The sequence below is a fragment of the Ancylomarina sp. genome, from assembly GCF_041555295.1.
GTDB lineage: Bacteria > Bacteroidota > Bacteroidia > Bacteroidales > Marinifilaceae > Ancylomarina.
Genome location: NZ_JBFFKR010000013.1, coordinates 1 through 26052, shown reverse-complemented (window position 1 = coordinate 26052; position 26052 = coordinate 1). Strand labels below are relative to the sequence as shown.

Here is a 26052-nt window from a genome sequence, read left to right as displayed (position 1 = left end):
GATGATAAAAATAGAGAATCTTAAAAAATCATATAATGGAGCTCTTGTATTAGATATTGAAGAGCTTAAAGTTAACCAAGGTGAAAGTTTTGGTTTGGTCGGTAATAATGGTGCAGGAAAAACAACTCTTTTCAGATTGATTTTAGATTTAATTAAGGCTGACACAGGCTGGGTTCAATCTAAGAATATTGATGTGAAAAGAACTAGCGATTGGAAAACCTATACAGGTAGTTTCCTTGATGAGGGCTTTCTGGTTGATTTCTTAAGCGTTGAGGAGTATTTTAATTTTATCGCAAAGATAAATTCAGTTTCAAAGTCAGAGCTTGATAGTTTGATAAATGAATTTTCTGATTTCTTCGGAGGAGAGATTCTGAATCAGAAGAAGTATATACGCGACTTTTCAAAAGGGAATCAGAAGAAAATTGGAATCTTTGCGGCTATCATGAGCCAACCTGAAGTACTAGTTCTTGATGAGCCTTTTGCAAACCTGGATCCATCATCACAGATAAGGTTGAAGCAATTATTAAAAAATATACAAAAGGAAAAAAACGTTTGTATGCTGATTTCTTCTCACGACTTAAGTCATGTTACAGAGGTCTGCGAAAGAATCGTTGTTCTTGAAAAAGGAAAGGTTATTAATGATATAAAAACATCAGAGGGTACTCTAGGAGAACTTGAAACCTTTTTTAGCTCAGAAATATACTCGTAAATTACTTTGTAATTAAAAGAGAGGATATAAAAAAACGCCAACCGAAATCAATCGGTTGGCGTTTTTATTATATATCAGTCATGTGATTTAATACTAAACCATCATTTCTAATTGATTACTTATTTCACTTCTTCGAAGTCAACATCAGTTACTTCATCATCAGCTTTAGTTTGTTGTCCAGCTTGAGCACCTGCATCAGGTCCTGGCTGTCCAGCTTGCTCTTGAGCATTGTAGATATCCTGTGAAGCCGCTTGGAATACAGTGTTCAATTCTTCAATAGAAGAGTTGATACCTGCTAAATCCTGAGCTTTGTGAGCATCTTTCAACTTATTAAGAGCATCCTCGATAGGTTGTTTCTTATCAGCTGGCAATTTATCACCAATTTCTTTCAACTGCTTCTCAGTCTGGAAAATTGTACTGTCAGCTTTGTTTAAAGTATCCACTTTTTCCTTAGCTTCATTATCAGCAGCTTCATTTTCCTTAGCTTCTTGTCTCATGCGAGTGATTTCCTCTTCAGATAGTCCAGAAGATGCTTCGATACGAATCGATTGCTCTTTTCCAGTTCCTTTATCTTTAGCCGATACGTTTAGAATACCGTTGGCATCGATATCGAAAGTTACCTCAATTTGTGGTACACCACGTTGTGCAGGAGGAATGCTATCTAATTTGAAACGACCAATTGTTTTGTTTCCAGCAGCCATTGGACGCTCACCTTGTAGAATATGAATCTCAACTTCTGGCTGATTGTCAGCAGCAGTCGTAAAAGTTTCAGTTTTCTTAGTAGGAATAGTTGTGTTGGCTTCAATTAATTTAGTCATCACAGAACCCATAGTTTCGATTCCCATTGAAAGTGGAGTCACATCCAAAAGAAGAACATCAGTTACTTCTCCAGTCAATACACCACCTTGAATTGCAGCACCCACAGCTACAACCTCGTCAGGATTAACGCCTTTAGAAGGTGTTTTCTTGAAGAATTTTTCAACTAATTGTTGAATTGCAGGAATACGAGTTGAACCTCCAACTAAAATAACTTCGTCAATTTCAGATGTTGAAATACCAGCATCTTTTAATGCTAATTTACAAGGTGCAAGTACAGCTTGAATCAATTTATCAGACAATTGCTCGAATTGAGCACGAGATAAAGTACGAACCAAATGCTTAGGCATACCGTCAACTGGCATGATATATGGCAAGTTGATTTCAGTGCTAGTAGCACTAGAAAGTTCAACTTTAGCTTTCTCAGCAGCTTCTTTCAAACGCTGAAGAGCCATAGCATCTTTACGTAAGTCAAGATTCTCATCTTTTAAGAATTCCTCAGCTAACCAGTCGATAATAATTTGGTCGAAATCGTCACCACCTAGGTGAGTATCACCATTAGTTGATTTTACTTCGAATACACCGTCACCCAATTCAAGGATAGAAATATCGAAAGTACCACCACCAAGGTCAAAAACAGCAATTTGCATGTCTTTATGCTTCTTGTCAAGACCGTAAGCCAAAGCAGCAGCAGTAGGCTCGTTGATGATTCTTTTTACAGTTAAACCTGCAATCTCACCAGCTTCTTTAGTTGCTTGACGCTGAGCATCGTTAAAATAAGCAGGAACAGTAATAACCGCTTCTGTTACTTCTTGTCCTAAGTAATCTTCAGCAGTTTTCTTCATTTTTTGAAGAACCATTGCTGAAATTTCTTGTGGAGAATATTTTCTGTCGTTGATTAATACACGTGGTGTGTTGTTATCGCCTTTTACTACTTTAAAAGGAACACGACTGATTTCTTTAGATACTTTATCGTGAGTTTCACCCATGAAACGCTTGATAGAGGAAATAGTTTTAGTAGGGTTAGTAATGGCCTGACGTTTTGCAGGATCTCCAACTTTTCTTTCCCCATTTTCAATAAAAGCCACTATTGATGGTGTGGTTCTTTTTCCTTCGCTGTTAGGAATTACAACTGGTTCATTTCCTTCCATTACAGAAACACAAGAGTTTGTTGTTCCTAAGTCGATTCCAATAATCTTACCCATTTTACTATTTATTTAGGTTTTTAATATTCGATTTTGTTTTGAGCTATATTTTCACGCTCGTTTTGGTTTAATCAAAGGTTATGCCAAGTTGTATTTTGTCAAAAGCAATGCATATTTGGCACTGAGATTGCCAAAATCAAGTTTTTGTATGACAGAATAGCTGCCAAAAAGACAGCGTTTCGATATCGGTCATGAAAAAAGAACACGGATTTGTGGTTATATATTGGAGGTATATATTGAATAGATGATTTTATTTCTATTGATTCAATATACGCGAAAGGTCTATTTATCTCTATCTGTTTCAACTTATTTCAATCTTTTTCTAACTTTGCAGAATAAATTTGCAATACTTAAGTAGCTTTGCAGATTGAACTATTAAAAAAAAAATTAGCAATAAGTAAAAGATGTCTATTCATAAAGAATCAATCAAACGAGTAACCACTCATATTCTTTCAGAGATGAAACTGAAGGGAGAAAAAATCGCTATGTTAACTTCATACGATTTTTCAATGGCAAGTATTGTTGATAAGGCAGGTGTGGATGTGATTCTAGTTGGAGATTCAGCATCGAATGTAATGGCTGGTCATGAAACAACGCTTCCTATTACACTTGATCAAATGATTTATCATGGTGCTTCTGTAGTTCGTGCTGTCAATCGTGCTTTGGTTGTTGTCGATTTACCTTTTGGTACCTATCAAGGTAACTCAAAAGAAGCTTTGTGTTCTTCTGTTCGTATCATGAAGGAGTGCAGTGCCGATGCGGTTAAGTTGGAAGGTGGTCGTGAGATTTTAGAATCCGTAAATCGTATTCTTTCGGCAGGTATTCCAGTTATGGGACATTTGGGGTTAACACCTCAGTCTATACATAAATTTGGAACTTATGCTGTTCGTGCAAAGGACGATGCGGAAGCTGAAAAATTATTGGAAGATGCTAAACTTCTTGAAGATGCAGGTTGTTTCGCACTTGTTTTGGAAAAAATACCAGCAAGTCTGGCTACAAAAGTTGCTGAATCGATCTCAATCCCTGTAATTGGCATTGGTGCTGGAGGTGGTGTTGATGGTCAGGTTCTTGTAGCTCATGATATGTTAGGAATAACACAGGAGTTTTCACCACGTTTTTTAAGAAGATATCACAATCTTTTTGAAGAAATTAAAGGTGCTGTAGAGAATTATATCGGGGATGTGAAATCAAAAGATTTCCCTAACGAGAAAGAGCAATACTAAGAATTATAAATATTGAATTAGTGGTTTAGATTACTAATTATGCATTAGAATATGGCAAAAGAAAAGATATTAGATGTATTATATGAGGATAATCATATTATAGCTATAAATAAGCGAAGAGGTGAGATTGTTCAGGGAGATAAAACTGGAGATGAGCCTTTAAGTGATAGGGTAAAGGCTTATATCAAGGCGAAATATAAAAAGCCTGGTGATGTTTATTTAGGATTACCTCATCGACTTGATAGACCCGTTAGTGGGGTTGTGGTTTTTGCTAAAACAAGCAAGGCACTAATTCGCCTTAATTTGATGTTTCAACAGAAAGATGAGCAAATTCGTAAGATTTATTGGGCTGTTGTTAGTAAATGTCCGAGACTCGAAGAAGAAGTGTTGACTCACTATATGTTGAAGAATGAGGAAAAAAATAAGAGTAATGTTTTCGATAAAAAGAAAAAAGGGGCTAAGGAAGCAATTCTGGAATATAAGCTTTTGACTCGGACACAAAATTATTTCTTATTAGAAGTGAAACTTCACACAGGACGTCATCACCAAATTCGTGGACAACTTGCAAAAATTGGCTGTCCCATTCGAGGTGATTTGAAGTATGGTTACCTTCATGCAAATAAAGGAAAAGGAATTGATCTACATGCTCGTGAGATTAGTTTCATTCATCCTATAAAGCAGGAGACTATCACTATTAAGGCACCAATGCCTAAGAATGATAATCTTTGGAAAGAATTATATCATCTTGTAATAGGTAAATCATAAGTTTAGTAGAGGTGACTCTCAGATAAAATGGCTAAATCTTCAGCAATTGCTTCAAGATTTAGCCATTTTTGTTTTTTGTAAAAATTGACAATTACTCGTCGAGCATGTCTTTTTCAAAATAAAGAGGTAGCAATTGCTTGATGTTTTCAATTTCGAGAATCTGCTTTTGTCCGTATAGAAAAACTTGCATTGGCGTCTTGTGACGCTCTTCAGTTTCTAACAAAACCTGACGACAGCTACCACAGGGAGGAATCGGTCTTTCTAGAAATTGCCCATTGGTAAAACATGCAATAGCAATACTCTTAACAGGTACATCAGGATATTTTGAGTTGGCATAAAACATGGCGACTCTTTCAGCACATAAACCCGAAGGATAGGCTGAATTCTCTTGGTTACTGCCTTGAATAATTTCACCATTCTCAAGCAAAATTGCAGCACCAACACTAAATTTTGAATAAGGAGAATATGATGATTGAGTCGCCTCTTTGGCTTTATTAATTAATTTTTGGTTGATAGAATCAAGTTCTTCAATTGAATCGTATTCTAGAACAGTTGTAATTAGTTGGGTTTTCTTCATTACCATACAAATTTCCTGATAAATAAATTTTTATTACAAATTAACGGAGAATAGTAGGATTGTATTTTGATTTCCTATTTTTATGGTTGTTTACTAGAAGTGGCGATAAAGATATAGAATTATTATCAATATTTTGTAAAGGTGGGTGGTAATCCCGATCAAAATACATATGGTAATACTTTCATAATACGAAAATTTCTAATTGAACTTCTAAGAATACTATAAATTTCATTGTTTTAAAATATAGTTGAGTGTATGAAATTATATAAATCACTATTACTGCTAATTATCTGTTGTTTGTTTTCGACATTAGGTTTTGCAGAAAAGAATTCGAGAAAAATTTATATAGCGAAATATAAAGAACTGGCTATTGACGAAATGATACGTACCGGAATACCTGCAAGTATTACTCTCGCTCAAGGTCTGCTTGAATCGGGGAACGGTAGTTCTACTTTGGCTTCAAAAGCAAATAATCATTTTGGCATAAAATGTCACGATTGGACAGGGGCATCGATTGAAATTGATGATGATAAGAAGAACGAATGCTTTAGAAAATATATGGATCCTTATCAATCTTACAAAGATCATTCAGAATTTCTGACAAGTCGTTCGCGTTATGAATTCTTATTTAAACTGAAGCCAACTGATTATAAGGGCTGGGCAAAGGGATTAAAGAAGGCAGGTTATGCAACTCATCCTAAGTATGCACATATGCTTATTGATATTATCGAGGAGGAGGAATTGTATCTCTTTGATAGTAATACAAAGAGACATGAGTCTAAACGTTCAGAAAAATCAACATTTGAAAAGAATATTGGTGATTTAGATTTAAGACTAGAGGTTGCTAATGGGGTCCATTTTGTGAAGGTTATTAAGGGTGATACCTTTTATAATCTGGAGAAAAAGATGGGAATTAGTCGAGATAAGTTGTTGAAATATAATGAACTTCCAAAGGATTATGTCTTGGGAATCGATCAGATTTTATATTTTCATAAGAAGAGAAATAAGGCAGCACGTGGTTACAATTTCCATTTGGTTAAGGCTGGCGAAAATTTATACGATATTGCTCAGAAATACTGTGTGAAACTAAAGAAAGTTAGAAAATTCAATGGTTTCTCTAAGAGAGATAAAGTTTCAGAAGGAGACAGAGTTTACCTGCGTAAGAGATAAGGATTATTTGAAAATAACTGAAAAGAGAAAGGTTTATTAAAGCCTTTCTCTTTTTGTTTTATAATGTATTAGTTAAAAGCAGTACTTATTTTCTTCAACCAGTTTATTAGCAATTAAGCGACGTTTGTCTTTGCTGTTTAAGCCAGAATGTTTGGTGAATCGTTTGATACCAAGTAGCATCATCCTTAATTCATCCCCTTCAGCAAAAGAATTAAGAGCATCTTTGGCATTTTTATGAATGCGATCGGCTGCATCATAAATGAAAACTTCTGCCATGGCGATTTGTTCCTTGCAGTTTTCTTCACCTTTTAGTTCGATTAGTCGCTCAACTCTCAACAAAACAGAATCCGATAAGTAACAATCCGATATGATGTCAGATATATTCATAAGGATTTCTTGCTCTGTGCCTAATTTCTGCATGAATTTTTGAGCTGCTGCACCCGCAACTAAAAGAGCTGCTTTTTTAAAGTTTGCCACAAGTTTATTTTCTCTAACGAACAAGCTCTCGTCAATTTCACCAAATTCAGGAATAGACATGAGTTCTTTAGCTACCGCTTGTGATGCTGATAAAAGAGGAAGCTCATTCTTAAAAGCTTTTTTCAGGAGAAAATCAACAACAAGCATGCGATTGATCTCGTTTGTTCCTTCAAAAATACGGTTGATACGTGAATCGCGATAAGCTCTTTCCATGGGAGCTTCAGAAGAATAACCCATGCCACCGTAAATCTGAACACCTTCGTCTACAACATAGTCCAAAGCTTCGGAACTTGCGACTTTCAAAATGGCAGATTCTGCAGCAAATTCTTTTTGAGCTTTTATTACAGCATCTTCTTTGCTCATTCCAGCAGCCACTAATTCATTTATGTTGTTATGTATGTCATTACTACATCGATAAATTGCTGATTCAATAGCAAATAGGCGAATGCATTGTTGTCCCATTTTGGCTTTTATGGCTCCGAAACTGGAAATGCTCTTTCCAAATTGAACACGTTCGTTAGCATAAGTAATTGAGTTGGTGACCACATTCTTTCCTGCTCCCAATACAGCAGCAGCTAGTTTTAGTCTCCCATTATTCAAAACGTTTAGTGCGATTCGGAAGCCATCACCTCTTTTGCCAAGAAGATTTTCCATTGGAATCTTACAATCTTCAAAAAATATCATGCAAGTTGATGATCCTTTTATTCCCATTTTCGGTTCTTCCTGACCTAAGCTGATACCTTCGAATGTTTTTTCAACGATAAAAGCACTTAAGTTTTTGTCATCTTCAATCTTTGCAAATACGGTGAAGACATCGGCAAAACCTGCATTGGTAATCCACATTTTTTGTCCGTTTAAAATGTAGTGCTTACCATCTTTACAAAATGTGACTTTCGATTTACATGAACTGGCATCAGAACCTGCGCCTGGTTCGGTTAAGCAATAAGCCCCTTTGTATTCTCCGCTTGCCAGTTTTGGTAAATATTTTGATTTCTGAGTTCCTGTTCCATAATAAAGAATAGGAAGTGTACTAATGCCCGCATGAGCTGCAAATGCGACGGCAAATGAGCTATAAGTTCCCATTATTTCAGTACTTAGCATAGAGGTGTTCATGTCTTGTCCAAAGCCCTCATACTTTTCTGGTATAGCTATGCCCAATAAGCCTAGTTCACCGGCTTTCCCCAAGAGTTCAACCATTAAACCTTCTTGCTTATTATCGATTTCATCGAGTAAGGGGACCACCTCCTTTTCGAGGAAATCACGACAAGTTTCCTTTATCATGAGTTGTTCTTCTGAAAATTCTTCAGGAATAAATATGTCTTGAGGCTTGGTTTCTTTTACCAGGAATTCACCGCCTTTGGGATATTTTTTCGTTGTCATATCTGAGGATTTTGAGTTCTTACTACTTGAGATTTTATGATCGTGTGATTTTTATTCAATTCTTTAAAAGACTTCGAATATACCTGCTGCACCTTGGCCAGATCCAACACACATACTTACCATGCCATATTTCTGTTTTTGTTTTTTCATTTCATGAATTAGTTGAACAGTTAGCTTTGTTCCTGTACAGCCGAGGGGATGACCTAAAGCAACTGCCCCTCCATTTATATTAGTTATCTTGGGATTAATATTGAGTTCCCTCATTACTGCCAAGGCTTGGACTGCAAATGCTTCATTTAATTCCAATTGCTCAATCTGATTCATAATTAAACCTGATCTTTTCAATACCTGAGGGATTGCTTCTATAGGCCCAATTCCCATATGTTTGGGCTCTACACCGGCAACGGCATAATTAACGAAACGGGCTAGAGGTTCTACATTAAGATGTTTTAGCATTTTTTCAGATACGACCAAAACAAATGCAGCCCCATCAGATGTTTGAGATGAGTTACCTGCTGTTACAGTCCCTTTTAAATCGAAGACCGGTCTTAGTTTGCTTAAGCCTTCAAGTGTCGTATCTTTTCTAGGGCCTTCGTCTTGAGAAATGATATGTTCTTTATGCTCTAATATATCGTTCCCATTTACAAAATTTTCAATAACTGTAATAGGTACAATTTCGTCGACAAATCGATTTTTACTAATGGCGTCAATTGCTTTTCGATGGGAGTGAAATGAAAATTCATCCTGATCTTCGCGTGAAATATTGTATTTCTTATGAAGCGCTTCAGCCGTTATACCCATATTCCAATACCAATCTGGATTATTTTGGGCAATGTCCAGATTTGGCACTACACGCCATCCACCCATGGGAATCATTGACATGGATTCTGCTCCACCAGCCAAAATACAATCAGCCAGTCCCATCTCAATTTTAGAAGCGGCAATGGCTATAGACTCCAAACCTGAAGAGCAATATCGATTTACAGTCATACCTGGTACAGAAACAGTGTTTAGTCCTAGAAGTGAGATCATTCTGCCCATATTTAAGCCTTGTTCGCCTTCTGGCATCGCATTTCCAACAATAACATCATCAATTTGTTTTCTTTCTATCATCGGAAAGTTCTTCATGATATCTTGAACAACCCTTGCAGCTAAATCATCTGGGCGAATTAAACGTAGCTTGCCCTTTTTCGCTTTACCTACTGCTGTTCTTTTTGCGGCTATTATATATGCGGTCATAGTATTTGGTATTATAGGTTGATCTATAAAATAGGATGTTATCGTCTATAATTAGTTTCGTAATATTTTTCCTTTTTGTAGTAGACTTTGCATACGTTCCAAGGTCTTTTTTTCCTGGCATAGTTTAACAAAGGTTTCTCTCTCTAGTTTTAAAAGGTAATTCTCTGAAACTTGAGTAGGTTCATTTAATTCACCACCACTTAGTATTTTACCTAGTTCAATTGAAAGGTGTTTGTCGTATTCTGAAATGAAATTCCCCACCTGCATACCATCTGCACCAGAATAAACAAGACTTAAACCTTCCTTACCCAATACGGTAATATCTTTAGGTGGGATAGGAGGTGTATAACCTTTTTCAATCATTAGCAGGGCAGTCTGTTTTGCGTATTTAAGTTGGTGTTTTCTACTGATAACAACCTCATCAACATCCTTTCTGAGGTAACCTAAATCGAAAGCATCCCAAGCTGAAGTTGAAACCTTAGCTTGTCCGATGGTTAGGAATTTATCTCTAAATCGGTTGATGCGAACATCGTCTGTTTTAATTTCGTTGGATAAACGCAAGGCAAATTCTTTCGAACCTCCACCTGCAGGAATAACCCCCACACCTAGCTCAACTAATCCAATATAAGTTTCGGCATGTGCAATAACCTTATCACAGTGCATGCTTACTTCACAACCTCCTCCAAGCGTCATATTGTGAGGAGCTGCAATAACAGGGAATGGTGCGTATTTAATCTTTAACATGGTGTTTTGGAACGTTTTTACAACCATGTCCAACTCTTCAAACTCTTGTTCGATAGCCAACATGAAAACTAAACCGATATTAGCCCCAGCTGAGAAATGATCACCTTCGTTCGAAATGATAAGAGCTTTATGATCTGACTCTGTCAGTTCGATAGCTTTGTTGATGCCTTGAATAATTTCACTGCCAATGGTATTCATCTTTGAATGAAATTCTAAGTTGATGATACCATCTCCAAGATTGATAATACTACAGCCTTCATTTTTCCATAAAGTTTGGCTCGAACGGATGTTCTTAAGAGAAATAAATTGCTCTGACCCAGGAATTGTGATATGCTGATTTGTACTAATATCGTAATATTGCTGATGACCATTTTGAAGCTGATAGAAAGTTCCTTTCCTTTCCATCATATCATAAATCCAAGCAGCTGGTTTCATCCCAAGTTTTTCCATTTGCGGAATGGTCTTTTCTAATCCCAAAGCATCCCAAATTTCAAATGGGCCAATTTCCCAAGCAAAGCCAGCACACATAGCTTCATCAATTTTATACAGATCGTCTGTAATCTCAGGAATGCGATGCGAGATATAGGCAAACAATCCAAGGAATAGTTTTTGATAGAACAAGTTGACTTTAGAATCTCCCTTTATTAAACTTTTAATCCGATCTGTTAAGTTCGGAAGAGCCTTGGCCTTTTCGAATTCAGCAATTCTAAGTTTAACCATGGGCTGATATCCGAAGCTGCTTAGATTTAAGCTTAGGATTTCACTCTCGCCATTTTCTGATTTGACTTTCTTATAGAATCCCTGTTTCGTTTTAGAACCTAGCCACTTCAATTCCAGCATTTTTTGAATACTATCAGGAATTAAGAATGTATCTTTTCCTTCATCATTAATCAAAACCTGTTGTAAATTTTGAGCGACAAAAACTAAGGTGTCTAAGCCGACAACATCGCAAGTTCTGAAAGTTGCTGATTTTGGTCGGCCAATGATAATACCGGTTAGCTTATCTATTTCCTGGACAGAAAAATTCATTTCTTCCATTAAATGTACAACTGACATCATGGAATAAATACCGACTCTATTGGCAATAAAAGCAGGTGTATCCTTACAGCTTACAACTGATTTTCCAAGAAAACGTTCTCCAAAATGAGTGAGAAAATCTATAACCTCTTTACTGGTTTCTTTTGCTGGAATAATTTCCAATAGTTTTAAATATCGTGGTGGATTAAAAAAATGAGTTCCACAGAAATACTGCTTGAAATTATCACTTCTTCCCTGAGTTAATATTTGAATTGGAATACCTGAAGTATTGGTTGTAATTAAAGTGTTTTCTTTTCTATAGAGTTCAACTTTTTCATAGAGACTCTTTTTTATTTCAAGATTTTCTATAATAACTTCAATCACCCAATCGCAATCCGTTATTTTTGGAAGATCATCATTGAAATTTCCAATATTAACTCTTTTAGCAAATTCCTTTTTATATAAAGGATCAGGCTTTAGTTTAAGAGTTCGATTAAAAAGATCGCTTGTGATTCTATTTTTAACCTTTGGGTGATTCAAATCAAAACCAAGTTTAATTTCCTTTTCATCAAGTTCCTTAGGGGGAATATCTAATAATAGAACCTGAATACCAATATTGGCAAAATGACAGGCAATTTGAGCTCCCATAACACCCGCTCCAAGTACTGCAACTTTTTTTATTTTGAAATTCATATGTTCGAAATTTGCGTGTGGATAGATAGAATATGATTAGTTAGTGTAGATATCCTTAATAATATCACGATATTTTTCTCTTAGAACTTTACGTTTTAATTTGAGAGTTGGTGAAAGTTCTCCGGTTTCTGGTGTCCAAGAATCTGGTACAAGTCGCATACTTTTTATGCGCTTTGGATGATCAAAACTCTTGTTGTTTTTGATTAATTCTTGCCAAATTCGTTTCTTAATTCTCTCATTATTAATAATCTGATCTCTATTGGTGTAGGTGATGTGTTTACGCTTGGCATATGATACTAAGAATTCGAAATTGGGCGAAATAATAACTGCAGGGAATCGCTCCGCTTCGCCAATTACAATTACTTGATCTATAAATGGAGATTCCTTAAGTTTATTTTCCATCACTTGTGGGGCAATGTAAATGCCTCCAGAGGTTTTGAAAATTTCCTTTTTTCTATCTGTGATTTTTAAAAACCGTTCTTCTTCAATACAGCCAATATCTCCAGTATGGAACCAGCCGTCCTTATCAATTACTTGGTTAGTAAGTTCAGGATCTTTATAATAGCCCAGCATGATGTTGGGACCTCTGGCTAGAATTTCACCATCATCGGCAATTTTCACCTCTACATCTTTGATAAGCGGTCCTACTGTTCCAAATCTAATGTCTGGCCAAGTGCTTTGATTTGCGGCAATAATTGGAGAGGTTTCCGTTAAACCATATCCTTCTTGAACTGGAATACCTGCGGCCCAAAATAGTCGTTCTAATCGAACTTGAAGAGCCGCACCCCCTGAACACATAAATATGATGTTTCCACCCAATGCTTCTTGCCATTTGCTGAAAACGAGTTTACGAGCAATTCTTAGTTGGAACTCATACCATTCTCCATTGGCTCTATTTAATTCGTATCGATAACCTAAGTTCACGGCCCAATTGAATAAAGAACGTTTTACAAAGCCTAGACTTTTACCCTTAGCCATAATTTTATCGTATACTTTTTCTAATAACCGAGGTACTGTAGCAAATCCATGAGGTTTTATTTCCTTTAAGTTATCGCCAATTGTATCCATGCTTTCGGCGTAATAAATACTAATACCCTTGTACTGGTATTGGTAGTTCACCATTCGCTCATACACATGATTTATGGGGAGGAAACTAAGAGCTTTATGGGAAGAGTTAAGAACGAGTCGTTCGGCAGAAGCCAGCACATTACTAAGAAAGTTGTGATGTGAAAGCATAACCCCTTTAGGTGTACCTGTAGTTCCCGAAGTATAAATGATCGTTAATAAATCATTTGGTGAAATACTATTCTTGATCTCATGAAGTTTCTCTTTTTGATTGACTTCCGCTTTTTTTCCTAGTTCAACTAAATTCTGCCAATTAGTGACTTCTTCGATCTGATTAAAGGAGTATACTTTAGGCATGGTTTCTTGGTTGTCTATAGCTTCCTGTATTTTAGCATAGTGCATGTCATTTGCAACGAAAATTGCCGAAGGATCACAATGCTCAATAATATAATTGTAGCTCTTGCTTCCAATTGTCGGATAGAGTGGGACGTGAACGAGTCCTGTCTGAGATAATGCCATATCCAAAAAATTCCACTCAGGGCGATTGTTTGAAATACTTATAATACGATCGCCTTTCTTGAACCCTAATTCAAGAAAAGCATAGGCCAATAGGTTTGCATTATGGATATAGTCTTGAGTACTATAACTGATCCATTCTCCAGCTTCTTTTTTTACAAATACAGACTCTTTCTCAGAGAAATGCTCTTGATAATTATCTAATAAATCGAATATGCGCGTTACCATAAGCCTTAATTTTGTGTTAAACTGACTTTAGTTGGCTTAAGCCTATATAAATGTTATAATGATAAAAGGGGAAATCTATAATCCTGAAAAGGGGTCTAGATTTTAAAAGTAGCGAGGCTCAACTGCACAAATCTGGAAAACTGTTTCGCTATAAAATGAGGATTTTTTTATCCTTATTAAAAGTTAAGCAAAACTTTTTTGAAATGGAAAAATATTTTTGAATAGAGTATTGGACTTTTTGAAAGGAATTTATTCAATATTATTGGACTACTGAGCTTAGTCACTTACGGTTTGAGTTTAGATAATATCGTATTGCAAAAAAAAAAGAGCTTACCTCATGTTGAGATAAGCTCTGTATATCAGATTCTTTTATTGATTAGTCTATTAGAAGCTTGTAATTATCTATTTGCTGAAAACCCCTTAGAAAATCTCCAATTTGCATTCTCTTTTTTCCTGCTATTTGAATGGTTGTTAGGTTTAATAGACCACCATTAACAGCAACTTTTAGGTACGTTTTTTTATCGCTTAAAAGTGTGCCTATAGAATGTGGGTGAGATTCAATCTCTTTATTTGCAGCATAAACTTTGACAGCAAACTTTTTACCATTAGTATCACATAGTTCTGTCCAAGCAGCAGGATAAGGGCTTAAACCTCTAATATGGTTGTGAATATCTTCAATTGATGTAGACCAATTAATTTTACAATCGTCTTTGAAAATTTTAGGCGCATTTTTCAATTCTTCACCTTCGGCAATTAAATCTTTTTGTGGAATCTGAGGATAATCATTAGCCTCAATAGCTCTAACTGTTTTAACAACCAATTTTGAGCCAATTTCCATTAGATTATCGTGAAGAGTCTCCAGATTATCGTTTTCTTCGATATTCACTTTCTCTTGGAAGATGACATTCCCAGTATCAATCTCCTTTTGTAAAAGGAAGGTTGATACACCAGACTCCTTGTCTCCATTCATGATTGCCCAATTAATTGGAGCTGCACCACGGTAATGAGGAAGTAAAGATGCATGTAAGTTTAGAGTGCCATATTTTGGCATACTCCAAACCACTTCGGGTAACATCTTGAATGCAACGACAACTTGTAAGTCAGCATTCAAAGATTTAAGTTCAGCGAGAAATTTTTCATTTCTGAATTTCTCAGGTTGGAGAATTGTCAAACCTTTTTCGAGGGCATATTTCTTGACTGCTGATTCTTGGATTTTTTGTCCTCTGCCCGCAGGCTTATCAGGATTTGTAATAACTCCAACAACATTGCAACCAGCTTCAATTAAAGCATCAAGAGGAGCTACTGCAAAATCAGGAGTTCCCATATAAACAATTCGTAAACTATTTTTTGTCATATCGAGCTTTTTTATTCTTTTAATGTACAATTACCTTTGGTGTGCTTAGGGAAATATGGACAATGTTTACATCCATTTCCACAACAGTAGCCTCTTTCACTTAGGTATTTATGTGTTAAAATACGATAGCCATCGGGGCTCATATAGTAATCGATATCTGGTTTTAAATCGTCGAACATAGTATGAAGTAATTTGAATGAATTGGTTTTCCTGAAATGAATTCTTATTAGATTTCCAGAAACTGTTTCATCTTCTCGTTTTTAACTGTAACAGAAAGCTGATAATGAGAGATTTTCCAATTCCCGTCTTTTAAACTTAGAACACCTGAGGCTCTACAAATGCCCATCCAAGTATTCAGTAATTCATTGAACCAAACTGTTTTTCCATCCTCTGAAAAGTAGATTTTTCTATCGAAAGCTTTAAAATCCCAAGCTTTCCCTTTCTTAAAGTAAGGTTCGCAAAAACTGAAAAATTCTGTTTTTGTCCACCTTTCTGATGCATCGGTTCCGATATAAATTGCATTATCGCCCAGAGCTGAAAAATATGCATCGAGATTAGTATTCGTAGCAGCTAGATGCCAATTATCTAGAAGTGTATTTATTTCTTTAGGTTCAGTTATTGTTTTATTCTGACATGCTATTAAAGAGAATGTTAATAAAATAATGAATGAAATTTGCTTAAGCATCTTTTTTCGAAAAAAGTTTAGTTGGATTAAGTCCTTTAAAGAAGTTGATATAAGATTCGATATTAAGAATTCTGGAATCAGTTGTTGCCTGATATGTAAGAACAACGCCTAATGGAAGAATGACTATTGATGAAATCCACATTCCTACAAATGGGGATAAAACAAGTTCTCGAGCTGCACGCTCTCCAGTCATAGATATGATGTAGTATATGATAAAGAACAGAACAGATATGATAACAGGCATTCCCAAACCACCTTTTCTGATGATGGCACCCAGAGGTGCTCCGATAAAGAAGAAGATAATACAAGCGAAGGACAAAGTGAATTTACGATGCCATTCGTTCACGTGTTTCTGAATCCATTTTTGCTTTGCACTTTGTATGCCTATATTTCTCGAAATACGATCTTTAGATTTACGACTATAACTAAGGGCATTTCCAACTGATGTTAGTTTATCGCTTAAGTCTAATTGTTGGTATAAAGAATCAGCACTCCAGGTTTTAGTATTTAAAAGGACTTGACGAGTTGAATCTTTGCGTGAAGCTTTGCTTTCTTTTTTGAAATATTGGTAGCTGGATAGCTGATGAGCTAATCTGTCTTTTTCCTCTTGCAATTCATCTTCAAGCGTATCTCTTTGATTAGATAGTTGCTTTAAATTTAGCATTCTGTATGAATTTCTGAAACGTTCCTCATCGGTTCTTTTTAGTTCACTACCTGGGAGGCTAATTGTTGTTTTATATAAATCGAATTTGACTCTTTGAGACGGATGTCTATCCCTGTCTTTACGCTTACTGGTTTTAACTTCTTCATACCTTTTCCCACTATAAAGAGTTACGTCCATAAATAACTTGTCAGCACTGGTTGCTAATCTTCCAGAATCGGCTATTGTGACTTGAGTATTCCCTCGATTATCACTATGATCGTAAATCATGAGATCGTAGATCATACCTGTTTCCTTATTAATATTTCCAGCTTTTATACCAAATCCAGGTAAATCACTCGTGAAAACACCTTCCTTTAATATGAGTTCGGGATTTTGATGTTGAATGTCGTAAAGAAGAGCACTGGTTTTAAGAGATGCGACAGGCATAACATAGTTTGAGAAGTAAAAGGCTCCCAAACCAATAAACATGACTAGGATAATGAGAGGGCGCATGATTCTTTGTAAGGATATACCTGCTGCCTTCATTGCAATGAGCTCGTAGTTTTCACCCATGTTTCCAAAGGACATGATTGAGGCCAATAGAATGGCAAGAGGAAGAGCCATTGGTACAAGAGTTGCCGAAACGTAAAACATGAATTCCACAATAACAGTCCAATCTAATCCTTTCCCTACAAACTCATCAATGTAGCGCCATAGAAATTGCATGAGTAATACAAACATGCAGATGAAGAAGGTAAATGTTAAAGGACCTAAAAAACTTTTTAGTATAAAGGAGTGTAGTCGTTTCATGGATATAGTATTCAAGAATAAAAATCAAACAAGGTTGATTAACTTAATACAAGCTTATTTTATAATGCACAAAAAAGACCAGTTAAGAATGAGTCTGGTCTTTTTGCTTACAAAAATAAAGTATTTTATCATGAATATGTATTTTTGAGTGTTAAAAATTATGCACCCAATACATGTTTCAGTTCCGAGATTTGAGAGTCCCAGAGTTCCATGTTTTCATCAATTTCATCTTCCTCCGCGAAATCTGTAATAATTAATGATAAGTCGTTGGTTAAGGCATCAATTTCAAATCGAAATTCGAAATAAGAATCATCATCTTCGCTATCTAGCCAATGAAATCTTATGACCTGATTATCCTTCTTGTGAATCATTTCAGCTTTTTGCTCAGATCCTTCCCATTCGAAAGTGAAAATTTTTCCTTTTTGATTCACATTATCTGCAAACCATTCAGATAAGCCACTCGAAGTGCTTAAGCGTTCAAACAATAGCTTTTGTGAGGCGCGAATGACATATTCTAAATCGTATTTTGTCATGTTTTTTGTTTTCTTGTCAATTTGAAATATTCCTAAATCTTTATTCTATAGATGCCTGATTTATAATAGAGCATCTCTAATATACCTTCTACTATTTGCGCTCAAAAATAGCAAATATTATTTAATATAATTATATTTTGTTATTAATTCTAAATATGGCCCCAAAACAGAGGTGCTAGGGCTTTTTCTAGATTTATTTTGTATAAGATATACAAAAAATAATTAAAATTAGAGTAGTCTCTTGTTTTAAGAGTAATTTGAAAATGTTCTGAAAAAAATAAAGCAAAAAAAAGGCTTAGAAAAATCTAAGCCTTTTGAGTAGCGAGAGGCGGGGTTGAACCGCCGACCTCATGATTATGAATCATGCGCTCTAACCAACTGAGCTACCTCGCCGTTTCTCAATTGCGATGCAAATATAGCGTCTATTTTCAATTTTAAAAATATTTTTTTTGATTTTTTGAAATTAAGACAATGTGTTGAGTGAAACATACTGGTATACAGTCTTTTGAGAGGATGTGTTTTTTTTTATTGAAGTTAGGGTACAAAAAAAGGCTTAGAAAAATCTAAGCCTTTTGAGTAGCGAGAGGCGGGGTTGAACCGCCGACCTCATGATTATGAATCATGCGCTCTAACCAACTGAGCTACCTCGCCGTTTCTCAATTGCGATGCAAATATAGAGGCATTTCTCAATAAAAAAAAGGATGATCATGAATTTTAATCAAAAAGATTTTTTATCAGAATAGGTCTCTTTGTTTATTAGAGAGTTAGCTTTTTATTTTTTTCTCAAAAAAAATAATCCAGCACTTGATTTTTCTCTCAAAAGTATCAGAACGCTTGTGTCTGGAGTAGTTTGGGGCAATCGTTTTTACTAAAATAGTATGATGAATAGTATAATGAGATATTTGAAACGGCCATGTTAAAAAAAAATCTAATTGCTAAGGCAATAATTTATGACATGATTAAACGACTGTATTTGCTGTGATAATATTATCTTTGTCTGCCTTTCGAAAATGAGAGAATATTGAATTTTTAATCAGATAAAAACACAATACTATGACTAACAATTGGTTTGAATGTAAAGTGAAGTACGTTAAAATTGATGAAAACGGAAAAGAGAAAAAAGTTACAGAGCCTTATTTGGTAGATGCCGTTTCTTTTACTGAAGCAGAAGCTCGTATTCATACAGAATTGGAGAAAATGATTCATAGTGATTTTATTGTGACTAATATAAGCAAGTCAAATGTCAGCGAGTTGTTTCCAAATGAGAATGGTGACCGATGGTTTAAGGCCAAGACGAGTTTTGTTACAGTTGATGAGGAATCTGGTAAGGAGAAGAAGTCGAATAATTATATGTTGGTTGAGGCTAATAATGTAAAAGATGCTTATGAATACCTTACTGAAGGTTTGAGTGACATGATTGTTCCATTTGAAATTCCATCAGTTACTGAAAGTCCAATCATGGATGTATTTCCTTTCTTTAAGGATGTGCTTAATGAAGAAATTCCAGAAAACTTGAAACCAATTGCAGAAGTTGAAACTGTTTCTTCGGATTTCGAATAAAGACATAATAAATTGAACTGGACAAGGAGCTGCTTTTTAAATCAGCTCCTTTTTTGTGTTCTGTAATGATCCCGACTATAGATATGCATCGTATTTTACGGAAACGATTGTTTTCTGTTGAAAAACATTTTTGATTTTTTAATTTATGTGAATTATCTTGGTATAGATTATGAGTGTAAGTTTAAGAATATCAGATGTGTATGTTGTGGCATCTATGTCGTTTCTGTTGATGGTGAAATTACAAATGAAAAGTGTCCAAAATCTGATTGAAGCTTTACATTTGTTGCATAAAATTATATAAATAACGACGCGAAATATTTCCTTGAATAAGGTGATGTTGAAGCAAAAGCATTAATATATGAAGACAAGAACAGAACACGATTTATTAGGAGACAGAGAAGTTTGTGCTGAGGCATATTATGGCGTTCAAACCCTAAGAGCAATTGAAAACTTTGATATTTGTGGTGTTAAACTGAGTGCATATCCAAAATACATCAAAGCTTTGGCTATCGTTAAGTTGGCTGCTGCAAAAGCAAACAACGATTTGGGATTATTGTCTGATGAAATAAGCAATGCAATTATTGCTGCTTGTGAAGAACTTATAGATGGAAAATTGGTAGACCAATTTCCTGTTGATATGATTCAAGGTGGTGCTGGTACTTCGACCAATATGAATGCCAACGAAGTAATTGCTAACCGTGCTTTAGAGATCATGGGATTTGAAAAAGGTGATTACGATCATTGTCACCCAAACAATCACGTGAATCTTTCACAATCGACTAATGATGCTTACCCAACTGGGATTAAGATTGGTTTGATGTTGATGAACGAAGATCTAGTTGCTAATTTAAAAACACTTGTTGCTTCATTTAGAGCAAAAGGTGTTGAGTTTAGCGATGTTATCAAGATGGGGCGTACTCAATTGCAAGATGCTGTACCTATGACATTGGGTCAGGAATTCGAAGCTTGGGCTGAAAACTTGAGTGAAGAAATTGAGCGTTTGAATCAAAATGCTAAATTATTCCTTGAAGTAAACATGGGTGCTACTGCTATCGGAACGGGTATTAACTCTGAGCCTGAGTATTCAGAACTATGTATTAAGCATTTGTGCGATGCTACAGGTATGCCTATTGTATTGGCAGGTAACCTTATTGAGGCTACTCCTGATACTGGGTCATACGTAATGTACTCGTCAGCAGTGAAGCGTTTGGCTATCAAACTTTCTAAAATTTGTAACGACCTTCGTTTGCTATCTTCGGGTCCACGTTGTGGATTCAATGAGATCAACTTACCTGCAATGCAACCAGGTTCTTCTATTATGCCAGGAAAAGTAAATCCTGTTATCCCAGAAGTTGTAAACCAAGTTGCTTATAAAGTTATTGGTAACGACCTAACTGTAACATTTGCATCTGAAGCAGGTCAATTACAATTAAATGTAATGGAGCCAGTTATTGTTCGTTCTTTATTCGAGTCGATGGAGATGTTGGAGAATGCAATGTCTACATTAAGAGAGCGTTGTGTTGATGGTATCACTGCTAATGTTGATCATTGTAGAGAAATGGTGATGAACTCTATCGGTATTGTTACTGCAGTAAACCCAACTTTAGGTTACGAAGCATCTTCTCGAATTGCTCAACGTGCATTGTCTGAAAACAGATCTGTTTACGATTTGATTCTCGAAGAAGGATTATTGACTAAAGAGAAGCTTGATGAGATTCTTGCACCAGAGCGTATGATTAAGCCACAGAAATTTATCAAGGCTTAATCCTGAGGATTACAATATATAGAAAGAGCCATCCTTTGGGATGGCTCTTTTATTATATCTAATATTCTAGCTTATTGATTTAATACAAGTTTCTTGATTGTTTTAATCCAGGCTGGATTATCGTTTAAGCTTTCAACCAATACGAGTTTTTCGCCTCCATTCTCTTTGAATAGTTCAGTAAATTCACCGCCAATTTCTACGGTTGTTTCCAGACAATCGGCAACAAAGGCTGGACTGAAGACCATAATGTTTTTCTTCCCTTCTTTTGCCAATTTAACCATTAGCTTATCGGCAAATGGCTCAAGCCAATCCTTATCTAACCTCGATTGAAAGGCAACCGTATATCTCTCATGCGGAATATTCAGTTCCTGAGCAATAAGTCTTGCATTCTCGTAGCAAGTTGCTTTATAGCAATAGTAATCGGTTTCGCGTTTAAACTTCTTATCGCAATCGCAAGTTTTACAATTCCGATCAGGATGTACTTTATTGATTTGTCTGATAGGCAAACCATGGAATGAGAACACGAAGTGATCAAAATTTGTCAGGTCATGTTTCAATGCATTATTAGCAATAATTTTGATATAATCAGGATCCTCAAAAAACTGATTGATGATATTAACCTCTGGAATTACTTCCCACGATTTCATCAGTTCCATAACTCTTTCGATAGTTGAACCAGTAGATGAAGAAGCATATTGTGGATACATTGGAAAGACGATTAATCGCTCTGGCATCTCACTTTTTATTTTATTTAAAACGTTAGGGAGTGATGGTTCCTTATACCTCATAGCCAATTCGACATTGTAGTTATTGCCAAGTTCTTCTTGCAACATACTTTTCACCTTCTCACCATATAGCATCAATGGTGATCCTTCAGGAGTCCAGAGTTCTTTATATATTTTGGAAGAATTTTTAGCTCTGAATGGAATGATAATCATATTGACTAAAATTTTACGCAGAAGCCATGGAATATCAATGACCCTTTTGTCGTTTAGGAATTCTTTCAGATAAGATCGAACATCCTTGACGCTTGGACTATTGGGTGTGCCAAGGTTAATAAGAAGAATAGTCGTTTTTTTATTCATATTGAATTGTAGATAGATCTTTTGTGAAGATATTAAAAATGACTCAATCAGCAAGATTCCAATTTTTCTTTACAGATATTGAAGCCAATTTATATTTTTCTTTAGGAGATTGATGGTGTTTGCCTCAGTTGAATTGTCTCTTATTTCGTATTGATAGGTCCATTTTACTTCAGGAGGCATACTCACCAATATTGATTCGGCACGTCCGTTGGTATCAATGCCAAAGCGTGTTCCATTGTCTTGCAAGAGGTTGAACTCTACATAGCGACCTCTTCTATGCAATTGCCAATCTTTCTCCTGCACAGAGTAGGGAGTCTCGGCTTTCTTTTTCATGATCTCTGAATAAAGAGGCGCAAAGAGTTGCCCAATTTCAATCACAAAATTGAATAATTCATCTTTTGATAGTCCTTTTGATTCATTTAAATGATCAAAGAAGATTCCCCCTACACCTCGTGTCTCGTCTCTATGACTTAGGTAAAAATAATCATCAGCCCATGTTTTAAATTTCGGATAGAATTCAGGATGGTGTTTATCACAAATCAATTTAAGTGCTCGATGAAAATCAGCTGCTTCTTTTTTGTCGATATAGATTGGAGTTAAGTCAATTCCTCCTCCAAACCAATAAGTACCATCTTTAAGTTCAAAGTATCGAACGTTCATGTGTACAATCGGGATGTGAGGATTTTCTGGATGCATGATGAGAGATACGCCAGTTGCAAAAAACTCGTCGCAATTCACTTTGAGCTTTGTTTTAATTTTCGAGGGTAAGCAGCCATGAACGGCAGAGAAATTGACACCGCCTTTTTCTATGAACTGACCATTGGCTATAACGCGACTTCGACCACCACCGCCACCATCTCTATCCCAAATATCTTCCGTAAACTTGGCATTTCCATCTGTGGTTTCTATGGTTTGAGTAATAGTATCCTGAAGAGTTTTAAATTGAGCAGCTATTTGTTCTTTAGTCATTTGAACGATTTAATCAGTTGTATTATTCTACTTTTCTGTTGCCTTTAATTATTTCGTTTTACTGAAGCGAAATCGGCTAAGCATTTTCTTTTCAAAAGCCCAGAAGAATTTGAATTGCCCTAGAATTGAACCTACAATAATGAGTAGAACTTGATAGGATGGTGTGATGATTAAAATACTCATTGGGACTTTTATCCAAAGACTTGTTGTTGTATCAATACCTAGATATTCAAATATGGGACGACGCACCATTACCGAAAGAGATCCAGTTACAGAAAAGGTAAGGAGTATAAGAATCAGTTGAAAATTATTTTCAATCTGCCATCTATTTTTAAGTTTTTGAATCATTGTTTGATGTGTGAGTTCGTTAATGTGTGAATTTGGTTTAAGTTATTTCGTTAAAAAATAAGTGGCTTTATTTCCATTTCCACTGATTCAATTCGCTTTCAAAGATATAATAAAATACCTCTTTGTCTTAAATTATGGGTTTAGAATATTATTGTAATTTTTTATGAGAGTATAGAGCATAAAAAAAGGATGCCCGTTTGGACATCCTTTTATATATATGATTTGATGTTTTCTTATTTAGCAACTCTTTCAAGCCACTTAATCATAAACATGATTGTAATCATTGAAATTGCACAAGCAACAACAAAAATACTCCAAGTCATCCATACAGGAATAGACTCATAAAGGATTGCACCAATAAATAGTAGTCCGTTACCTAGAGCGGTAGCACCTAACCATCCACCTTGCATCAAACCTTGATACTGTGGAGGAGCTACTTTAGAAACAAATGATATTCCCATTGGGCTAATGAAAAGCTCAGCTACAGTAAGAATAAAGTATGTGCCAGCAAGTAAAAAAGGAGTTACACGGCTTATGTCAGCTAGAGGAGTTCCACCGTTAGAAGTGCTTACTTCATTAAATAATGGTAAGCCTAGAGAACCAAATGCCATAAGAACAAAACCTAGCATAGCAATACCCATACCGATAGCAATTTTCTTTGGAGTAGAAGGTTCCACTCCTTTATTTCTTAGGTAACCAAATATAGCTACTAGAACAGGAGTTAGTCCTACTACAAATATTGGATTCATAGCTTGGAATACTTCGGCACCCTTAAATGTAATTCCGCCTACAGTAAATACTAATAGACTAAGATCCGTATAATCTCTAGCAAACATTGTTAGAGTTAATCCATTTTGGTGGAAAGAGAACCAGAAGAAAATAACCACACCGAATACTGCTAATAGAGCATACATTCTTTGAGCAACTTCTTTTGCTTCCATTTTAATTTCGTCAGTAATTTCACCTGGAGCCGCTTTTACTTTTGGATCTGGGAAATTCTTTTTGTTTACCAAGAAAACAACTGTAGAGATAGCCATTGCAATAATAGCAACTCCAAAAGCATAATGGAATCCTTCATTAAATACATTTAAGTACTCATTAGAGAAAGATGTTAAATCAGCAATACTAGTTCCTGTAGTTTTTTCAGCAGCTATTCTAAAATTAGCTTCTGATTCTGGAGTTAAAGAACCACTAAGGAAAGAATGGCAATATTCAGGTAAACTACCATCATATTTGAAACCGGATTTACTCAACCACCAGTTTCTGACACCAATAGCTGTAAAAGGAGCAAAAATTGCACCTACATTTATGAAAGCATAAAATAAAGAGAAACCTGAATCTCTCATTGCGCCAAACTTAGGATTGTCATACATTTGACCAACCAAAGCCTGAAGGTTACCTTTAAATAGACCGTTACCAAAAGCGATTACAAATAATCCTCCTATTGAAAGACTTAAATAAAGTGGAACATTAGCAACTGGAGTAGGTGTAGGAAAAGCCATAATTAGGTATCCGACACTCATAAGAATCAAACCAGTAAAAATAGTCCCTTTAAAATTTTGAATCTTATCAGCAATAATACCACCTACTAAAGCAAGAATGTAAATTGAGAAATAAAACCCAGAATAGATGTAACCAGCATCAGTTCCTGATAAACCAAATTTAGCTTGTAAGAATAATACCAAAATAGCCATCATGGTATAGAATCCAAATCTCTCGCCCATATTTGCTAAGGCGGCAGGAATCAGACCTTTAGGATGTCCTTTAAACATAAGTTGTTTGTTTTAATTATTAATAGTTTTTATTTATTTTCTGAGATGGACAAATATATAAAAATATTATAAGGCTAAGCTGTATTTTGGGTTTTATGATATTATTTAAATCGTTTCCGTAAAATGCAATCTTTAAAGTTTTTATCTTTGATAGAGAGATTAACATTTCCATTACAGAGCTTGATGATTTATGATATCGATTAGCTCATTAAAATTACATAAAGATGAAAATATTCCGCTCGAAACAAATCGCTGAAATTGATGCTTATACAATCAAGAATGAGCCTATATCTTCAATTGATTTAATGGAAAGAGCTTCATTAAAACTTTATGAGTGGATAGTTGATCGATATAATCAAGATCAAAGTTTTAAGATATTTGTAGGACCAGGCAATAATGGGGGTGATGGTTTGGCTCTGGCAAGAATGTTGGCTAAAGCGAATTTTCAAGTGGAGGTCCATCTTGTTAAAATAAGTAAGAATTTATCTGTAGATTATCAGATGAATCTTAATCGATTGAAAATTAAAAATTCAGTTTCTATTTTTGAAATTTCTAATTCAAATGATTTTCCTATTATATCAGAAGACTTCGTAGTTATTGATGCCCTATTTGGTTCTGGTTTATCTCGACCGTTGGATGGTTTAGTAAAAGATTTAGTGAAGCTGATTAATGATTCAAAAGCTGAGATTGTAGCGGTTGATATT

22 protein-coding genes and 2 tRNA genes are annotated in these 26052 nt (G+C 35.4%); 7 read left to right on the top strand and 17 right to left on the bottom strand.

Annotated features, from left to right (window positions below; all coding sequences use genetic code 11):
* The first annotated feature begins 1 nt into the window (after position 1).
* Positions 2–709, top strand: a complete 708-nt coding sequence (locus tag ABY905_RS02395) for an ABC transporter ATP-binding protein (RefSeq protein ID WP_372640064.1) — start codon at positions 2–4, stop codon at positions 707–709.
* A 119-nt stretch (positions 710–828) separates the two neighbouring features.
* On the opposite strand, the gene dnaK is transcribed toward ABY905_RS02395, so the two are convergent.
* Positions 829–2730 carry a molecular chaperone DnaK gene (dnaK, locus tag ABY905_RS02390; RefSeq protein WP_372640062.1) on the bottom strand — a complete coding sequence of 634 codons (1902 nt, stop codon included), beginning with the start codon at positions 2728–2730 and terminating at the stop codon, positions 829–831.
* A 404-nt stretch (positions 2731–3134) separates the two neighbouring features.
* Here dnaK and panB point away from each other — a divergent pair, with 404 nt between their 5' ends.
* Entirely contained in the window at positions 3135–3953 is an 819-nt protein-coding gene (panB, locus tag ABY905_RS02385) for a 3-methyl-2-oxobutanoate hydroxymethyltransferase (RefSeq protein WP_372640060.1), read from the top strand.
* 51 nt (positions 3954–4004) lie between these two features.
* On the top strand, positions 4005–4718 hold the full coding sequence (locus tag ABY905_RS02380) for an RluA family pseudouridine synthase (RefSeq protein WP_372640058.1): 714 nt from the start codon (positions 4005–4007) through the stop codon (positions 4716–4718).
* A 91-nt stretch (positions 4719–4809) separates the two neighbouring features.
* Here the strand turns inward: ABY905_RS02380 and cdd are convergent, their stop codons facing one another.
* Positions 4810–5295, bottom strand: coding sequence for a cytidine deaminase (gene cdd / locus ABY905_RS02375; RefSeq protein ID WP_372640056.1), 486 nt, complete (start codon positions 5293–5295; stop codon positions 4810–4812).
* A 255-nt stretch (positions 5296–5550) separates the two neighbouring features.
* Between cdd and ABY905_RS02370 the strand changes: the two genes are divergently transcribed.
* A complete protein-coding gene (locus ABY905_RS02370; protein ID WP_372640054.1) occupies positions 5551–6465 on the top strand; it encodes a glucosaminidase domain-containing protein in 915 nt (304 codons plus the stop codon).
* A gap of 72 nt (positions 6466–6537) precedes the next feature.
* On the opposite strand, the gene ABY905_RS02365 is transcribed toward ABY905_RS02370, so the two are convergent.
* The 11 genes from ABY905_RS02365 to ABY905_RS02315 all read right to left on the bottom strand — a co-directional run bounded on the left by ABY905_RS02365 (position 6538) and on the right by ABY905_RS02315 (position 18500).
* Positions 6538–8322 (bottom strand): acyl-CoA dehydrogenase family protein, encoded by a 1785-nt coding sequence (locus tag ABY905_RS02365; RefSeq protein ID WP_372640052.1) that lies wholly within the window; start codon positions 8320–8322, stop codon positions 6538–6540.
* A 63-nt stretch (positions 8323–8385) separates the two neighbouring features.
* Positions 8386–9561 (bottom strand): acetyl-CoA C-acyltransferase, encoded by a 1176-nt coding sequence (locus ABY905_RS02360; RefSeq protein ID WP_372640050.1) that lies wholly within the window; start codon positions 9559–9561, stop codon positions 8386–8388.
* A 51-nt stretch (positions 9562–9612) separates the two neighbouring features.
* A complete protein-coding gene (locus tag ABY905_RS02355; RefSeq protein WP_372640048.1) occupies positions 9613–12015 on the bottom strand; it encodes a 3-hydroxyacyl-CoA dehydrogenase/enoyl-CoA hydratase family protein in 2403 nt (800 codons plus the stop codon).
* Between the two features lie 36 nt (positions 12016–12051).
* Complete coding sequence (locus tag ABY905_RS02350; RefSeq protein WP_372640046.1) at positions 12052–13824, bottom strand: long-chain fatty acid--CoA ligase; 1773 nt, start codon at positions 13822–13824, stop codon at positions 12052–12054.
* A 376-nt stretch (positions 13825–14200) separates the two neighbouring features.
* Positions 14201–15178: a methionyl-tRNA formyltransferase gene (gene fmt / locus ABY905_RS02345; protein WP_372640044.1), complete on the bottom strand. Its 978-nt coding sequence runs from the start codon at positions 15176–15178 to the stop codon at positions 14201–14203.
* 11 nt (positions 15179–15189) lie between these two features.
* The gene (locus tag ABY905_RS02340; protein WP_372640042.1) at positions 15190–15357 is read right to left on the bottom strand and encodes a DUF5522 domain-containing protein; all 168 of its coding nucleotides are present in this window, start codon (positions 15355–15357) and stop codon (positions 15190–15192) included.
* Positions 15358–15404: 47 nt separating this feature from the next.
* Entirely contained in the window at positions 15405–15863 is a 459-nt protein-coding gene (locus ABY905_RS02335) for a nuclear transport factor 2 family protein (protein WP_372640040.1), read from the bottom strand.
* Entirely contained in the window at positions 15856–17316 is a 1461-nt protein-coding gene (locus tag ABY905_RS02330; RefSeq protein ID WP_372640038.1) for an LptF/LptG family permease, read from the bottom strand. The genes ABY905_RS02335 and ABY905_RS02330 overlap by 8 nt, the downstream gene beginning before the upstream one ends.
* A gap of 158 nt (positions 17317–17474) precedes the next feature.
* Positions 17475–17849, bottom strand: a complete 375-nt coding sequence (locus tag ABY905_RS02325; protein WP_372640036.1) for an START-like domain-containing protein — start codon at positions 17847–17849, stop codon at positions 17475–17477.
* Positions 17850–18168: 319 nt separating this feature from the next.
* Positions 18169–18242, bottom strand: a tRNA-Met gene (locus tag ABY905_RS02320).
* A 184-nt stretch (positions 18243–18426) separates the two neighbouring features.
* Positions 18427–18500 (bottom strand) — tRNA-Met (locus ABY905_RS02315).
* Positions 18501–18902: 402 nt separating this feature from the next.
* Here ABY905_RS02315 and ABY905_RS02310 point away from each other — a divergent pair.
* On the top strand, positions 18903–19409 hold the full coding sequence (locus ABY905_RS02310; RefSeq protein ID WP_372640034.1) for a DUF4494 domain-containing protein: 507 nt from the start codon (positions 18903–18905) through the stop codon (positions 19407–19409).
* Positions 19410–19767: 358 nt separating this feature from the next.
* Positions 19768–21174 (top strand): aspartate ammonia-lyase, encoded by a 1407-nt coding sequence (gene aspA / locus ABY905_RS02305; protein WP_372640032.1) that lies wholly within the window; start codon positions 19768–19770, stop codon positions 21172–21174.
* 71 nt (positions 21175–21245) lie between these two features.
* Here aspA and hemH read toward each other — a convergent pair whose 3' ends face one another.
* From hemH to ABY905_RS02285, 4 genes are all read right to left on the bottom strand, one after another.
* Entirely contained in the window at positions 21246–22259 is a 1014-nt protein-coding gene (gene hemH / locus ABY905_RS02300; protein ID WP_372640030.1) for a ferrochelatase, read from the bottom strand.
* A 69-nt stretch (positions 22260–22328) separates the two neighbouring features.
* Positions 22329–23228 carry an oxygen-dependent coproporphyrinogen oxidase gene (gene hemF / locus ABY905_RS02295; RefSeq protein ID WP_372640028.1) on the bottom strand — a complete coding sequence of 300 codons (900 nt, stop codon included), beginning with the start codon at positions 23226–23228 and terminating at the stop codon, positions 22329–22331.
* A gap of 48 nt (positions 23229–23276) precedes the next feature.
* On the bottom strand, positions 23277–23576 hold the full coding sequence (locus tag ABY905_RS02290; protein WP_372640026.1) for a DUF6787 family protein: 300 nt from the start codon (positions 23574–23576) through the stop codon (positions 23277–23279).
* A gap of 233 nt (positions 23577–23809) precedes the next feature.
* Positions 23810–25348: a peptide MFS transporter gene (locus ABY905_RS02285; RefSeq protein ID WP_372640024.1), complete on the bottom strand. Its 1539-nt coding sequence runs from the start codon at positions 25346–25348 to the stop codon at positions 23810–23812.
* A 224-nt stretch (positions 25349–25572) separates the two neighbouring features.
* Here ABY905_RS02285 and ABY905_RS02280 point away from each other — a divergent pair.
* Positions 25573–26052 (top strand): NAD(P)H-hydrate epimerase (locus ABY905_RS02280; protein WP_372640022.1); only part of this gene is annotated, 480 nt, incomplete at its 3' end.

Coding starts and splice junctions, on each gene's coding strand:
- ABY905_RS02395 (WP_372640064.1), top strand. CDS start 2: ATGATAAAAATAGAGAATCTTAAAAAATCATATAATGGAGCTCTTGTA.
- dnaK (WP_372640062.1), bottom strand. CDS start 2,730: ATGGGTAAGATTATTGGAATCGACTTAGGAACAACAAACTCTTGTGTT.
- panB (WP_372640060.1), top strand. CDS start 3,135: ATGTCTATTCATAAAGAATCAATCAAACGAGTAACCACTCATATTCTT.
- ABY905_RS02380 (WP_372640058.1), top strand. CDS start 4,005: ATGGCAAAAGAAAAGATATTAGATGTATTATATGAGGATAATCATATT.
- cdd (WP_372640056.1), bottom strand. CDS start 5,295: ATGAAGAAAACCCAACTAATTACAACTGTTCTAGAATACGATTCAATT.
- ABY905_RS02370 (WP_372640054.1), top strand. CDS start 5,551: ATGAAATTATATAAATCACTATTACTGCTAATTATCTGTTGTTTGTTT.
- ABY905_RS02365 (WP_372640052.1), bottom strand. CDS start 8,322: ATGACAACGAAAAAATATCCCAAAGGCGGTGAATTCCTGGTAAAAGAA.
- ABY905_RS02360 (WP_372640050.1), bottom strand. CDS start 9,561: ATGACCGCATATATAATAGCCGCAAAAAGAACAGCAGTAGGTAAAGCG.
- ABY905_RS02355 (WP_372640048.1), bottom strand. CDS start 12,015: ATGAATTTCAAAATAAAAAAAGTTGCAGTACTTGGAGCGGGTGTTATG.
- ABY905_RS02350 (WP_372640046.1), bottom strand. CDS start 13,824: ATGGTAACGCGCATATTCGATTTATTAGATAATTATCAAGAGCATTTC.
- fmt (WP_372640044.1), bottom strand. CDS start 15,178: ATGACAAAAAATAGTTTACGAATTGTTTATATGGGAACTCCTGATTTT.
- ABY905_RS02340 (WP_372640042.1), bottom strand. CDS start 15,357: ATGTTCGACGATTTAAAACCAGATATCGATTACTATATGAGCCCCGAT.
- ABY905_RS02335 (WP_372640040.1), bottom strand. CDS start 15,863: ATGCTTAAGCAAATTTCATTCATTATTTTATTAACATTCTCTTTAATA.
- ABY905_RS02330 (WP_372640038.1), bottom strand. CDS start 17,316: ATGAAACGACTACACTCCTTTATACTAAAAAGTTTTTTAGGTCCTTTA.
- ABY905_RS02325 (WP_372640036.1), bottom strand. CDS start 17,849: ATGACAAAATACGATTTAGAATATGTCATTCGCGCCTCACAAAAGCTA.
- ABY905_RS02310 (WP_372640034.1), top strand. CDS start 18,903: ATGACTAACAATTGGTTTGAATGTAAAGTGAAGTACGTTAAAATTGAT.
- aspA (WP_372640032.1), top strand. CDS start 19,768: ATGAAGACAAGAACAGAACACGATTTATTAGGAGACAGAGAAGTTTGT.
- hemH (WP_372640030.1), bottom strand. CDS start 22,259: ATGAATAAAAAAACGACTATTCTTCTTATTAACCTTGGCACACCCAAT.
- hemF (WP_372640028.1), bottom strand. CDS start 23,228: ATGACTAAAGAACAAATAGCTGCTCAATTTAAAACTCTTCAGGATACT.
- ABY905_RS02290 (WP_372640026.1), bottom strand. CDS start 23,576: ATGATTCAAAAACTTAAAAATAGATGGCAGATTGAAAATAATTTTCAA.
- ABY905_RS02285 (WP_372640024.1), bottom strand. CDS start 25,348: ATGTTTAAAGGACATCCTAAAGGTCTGATTCCTGCCGCCTTAGCAAAT.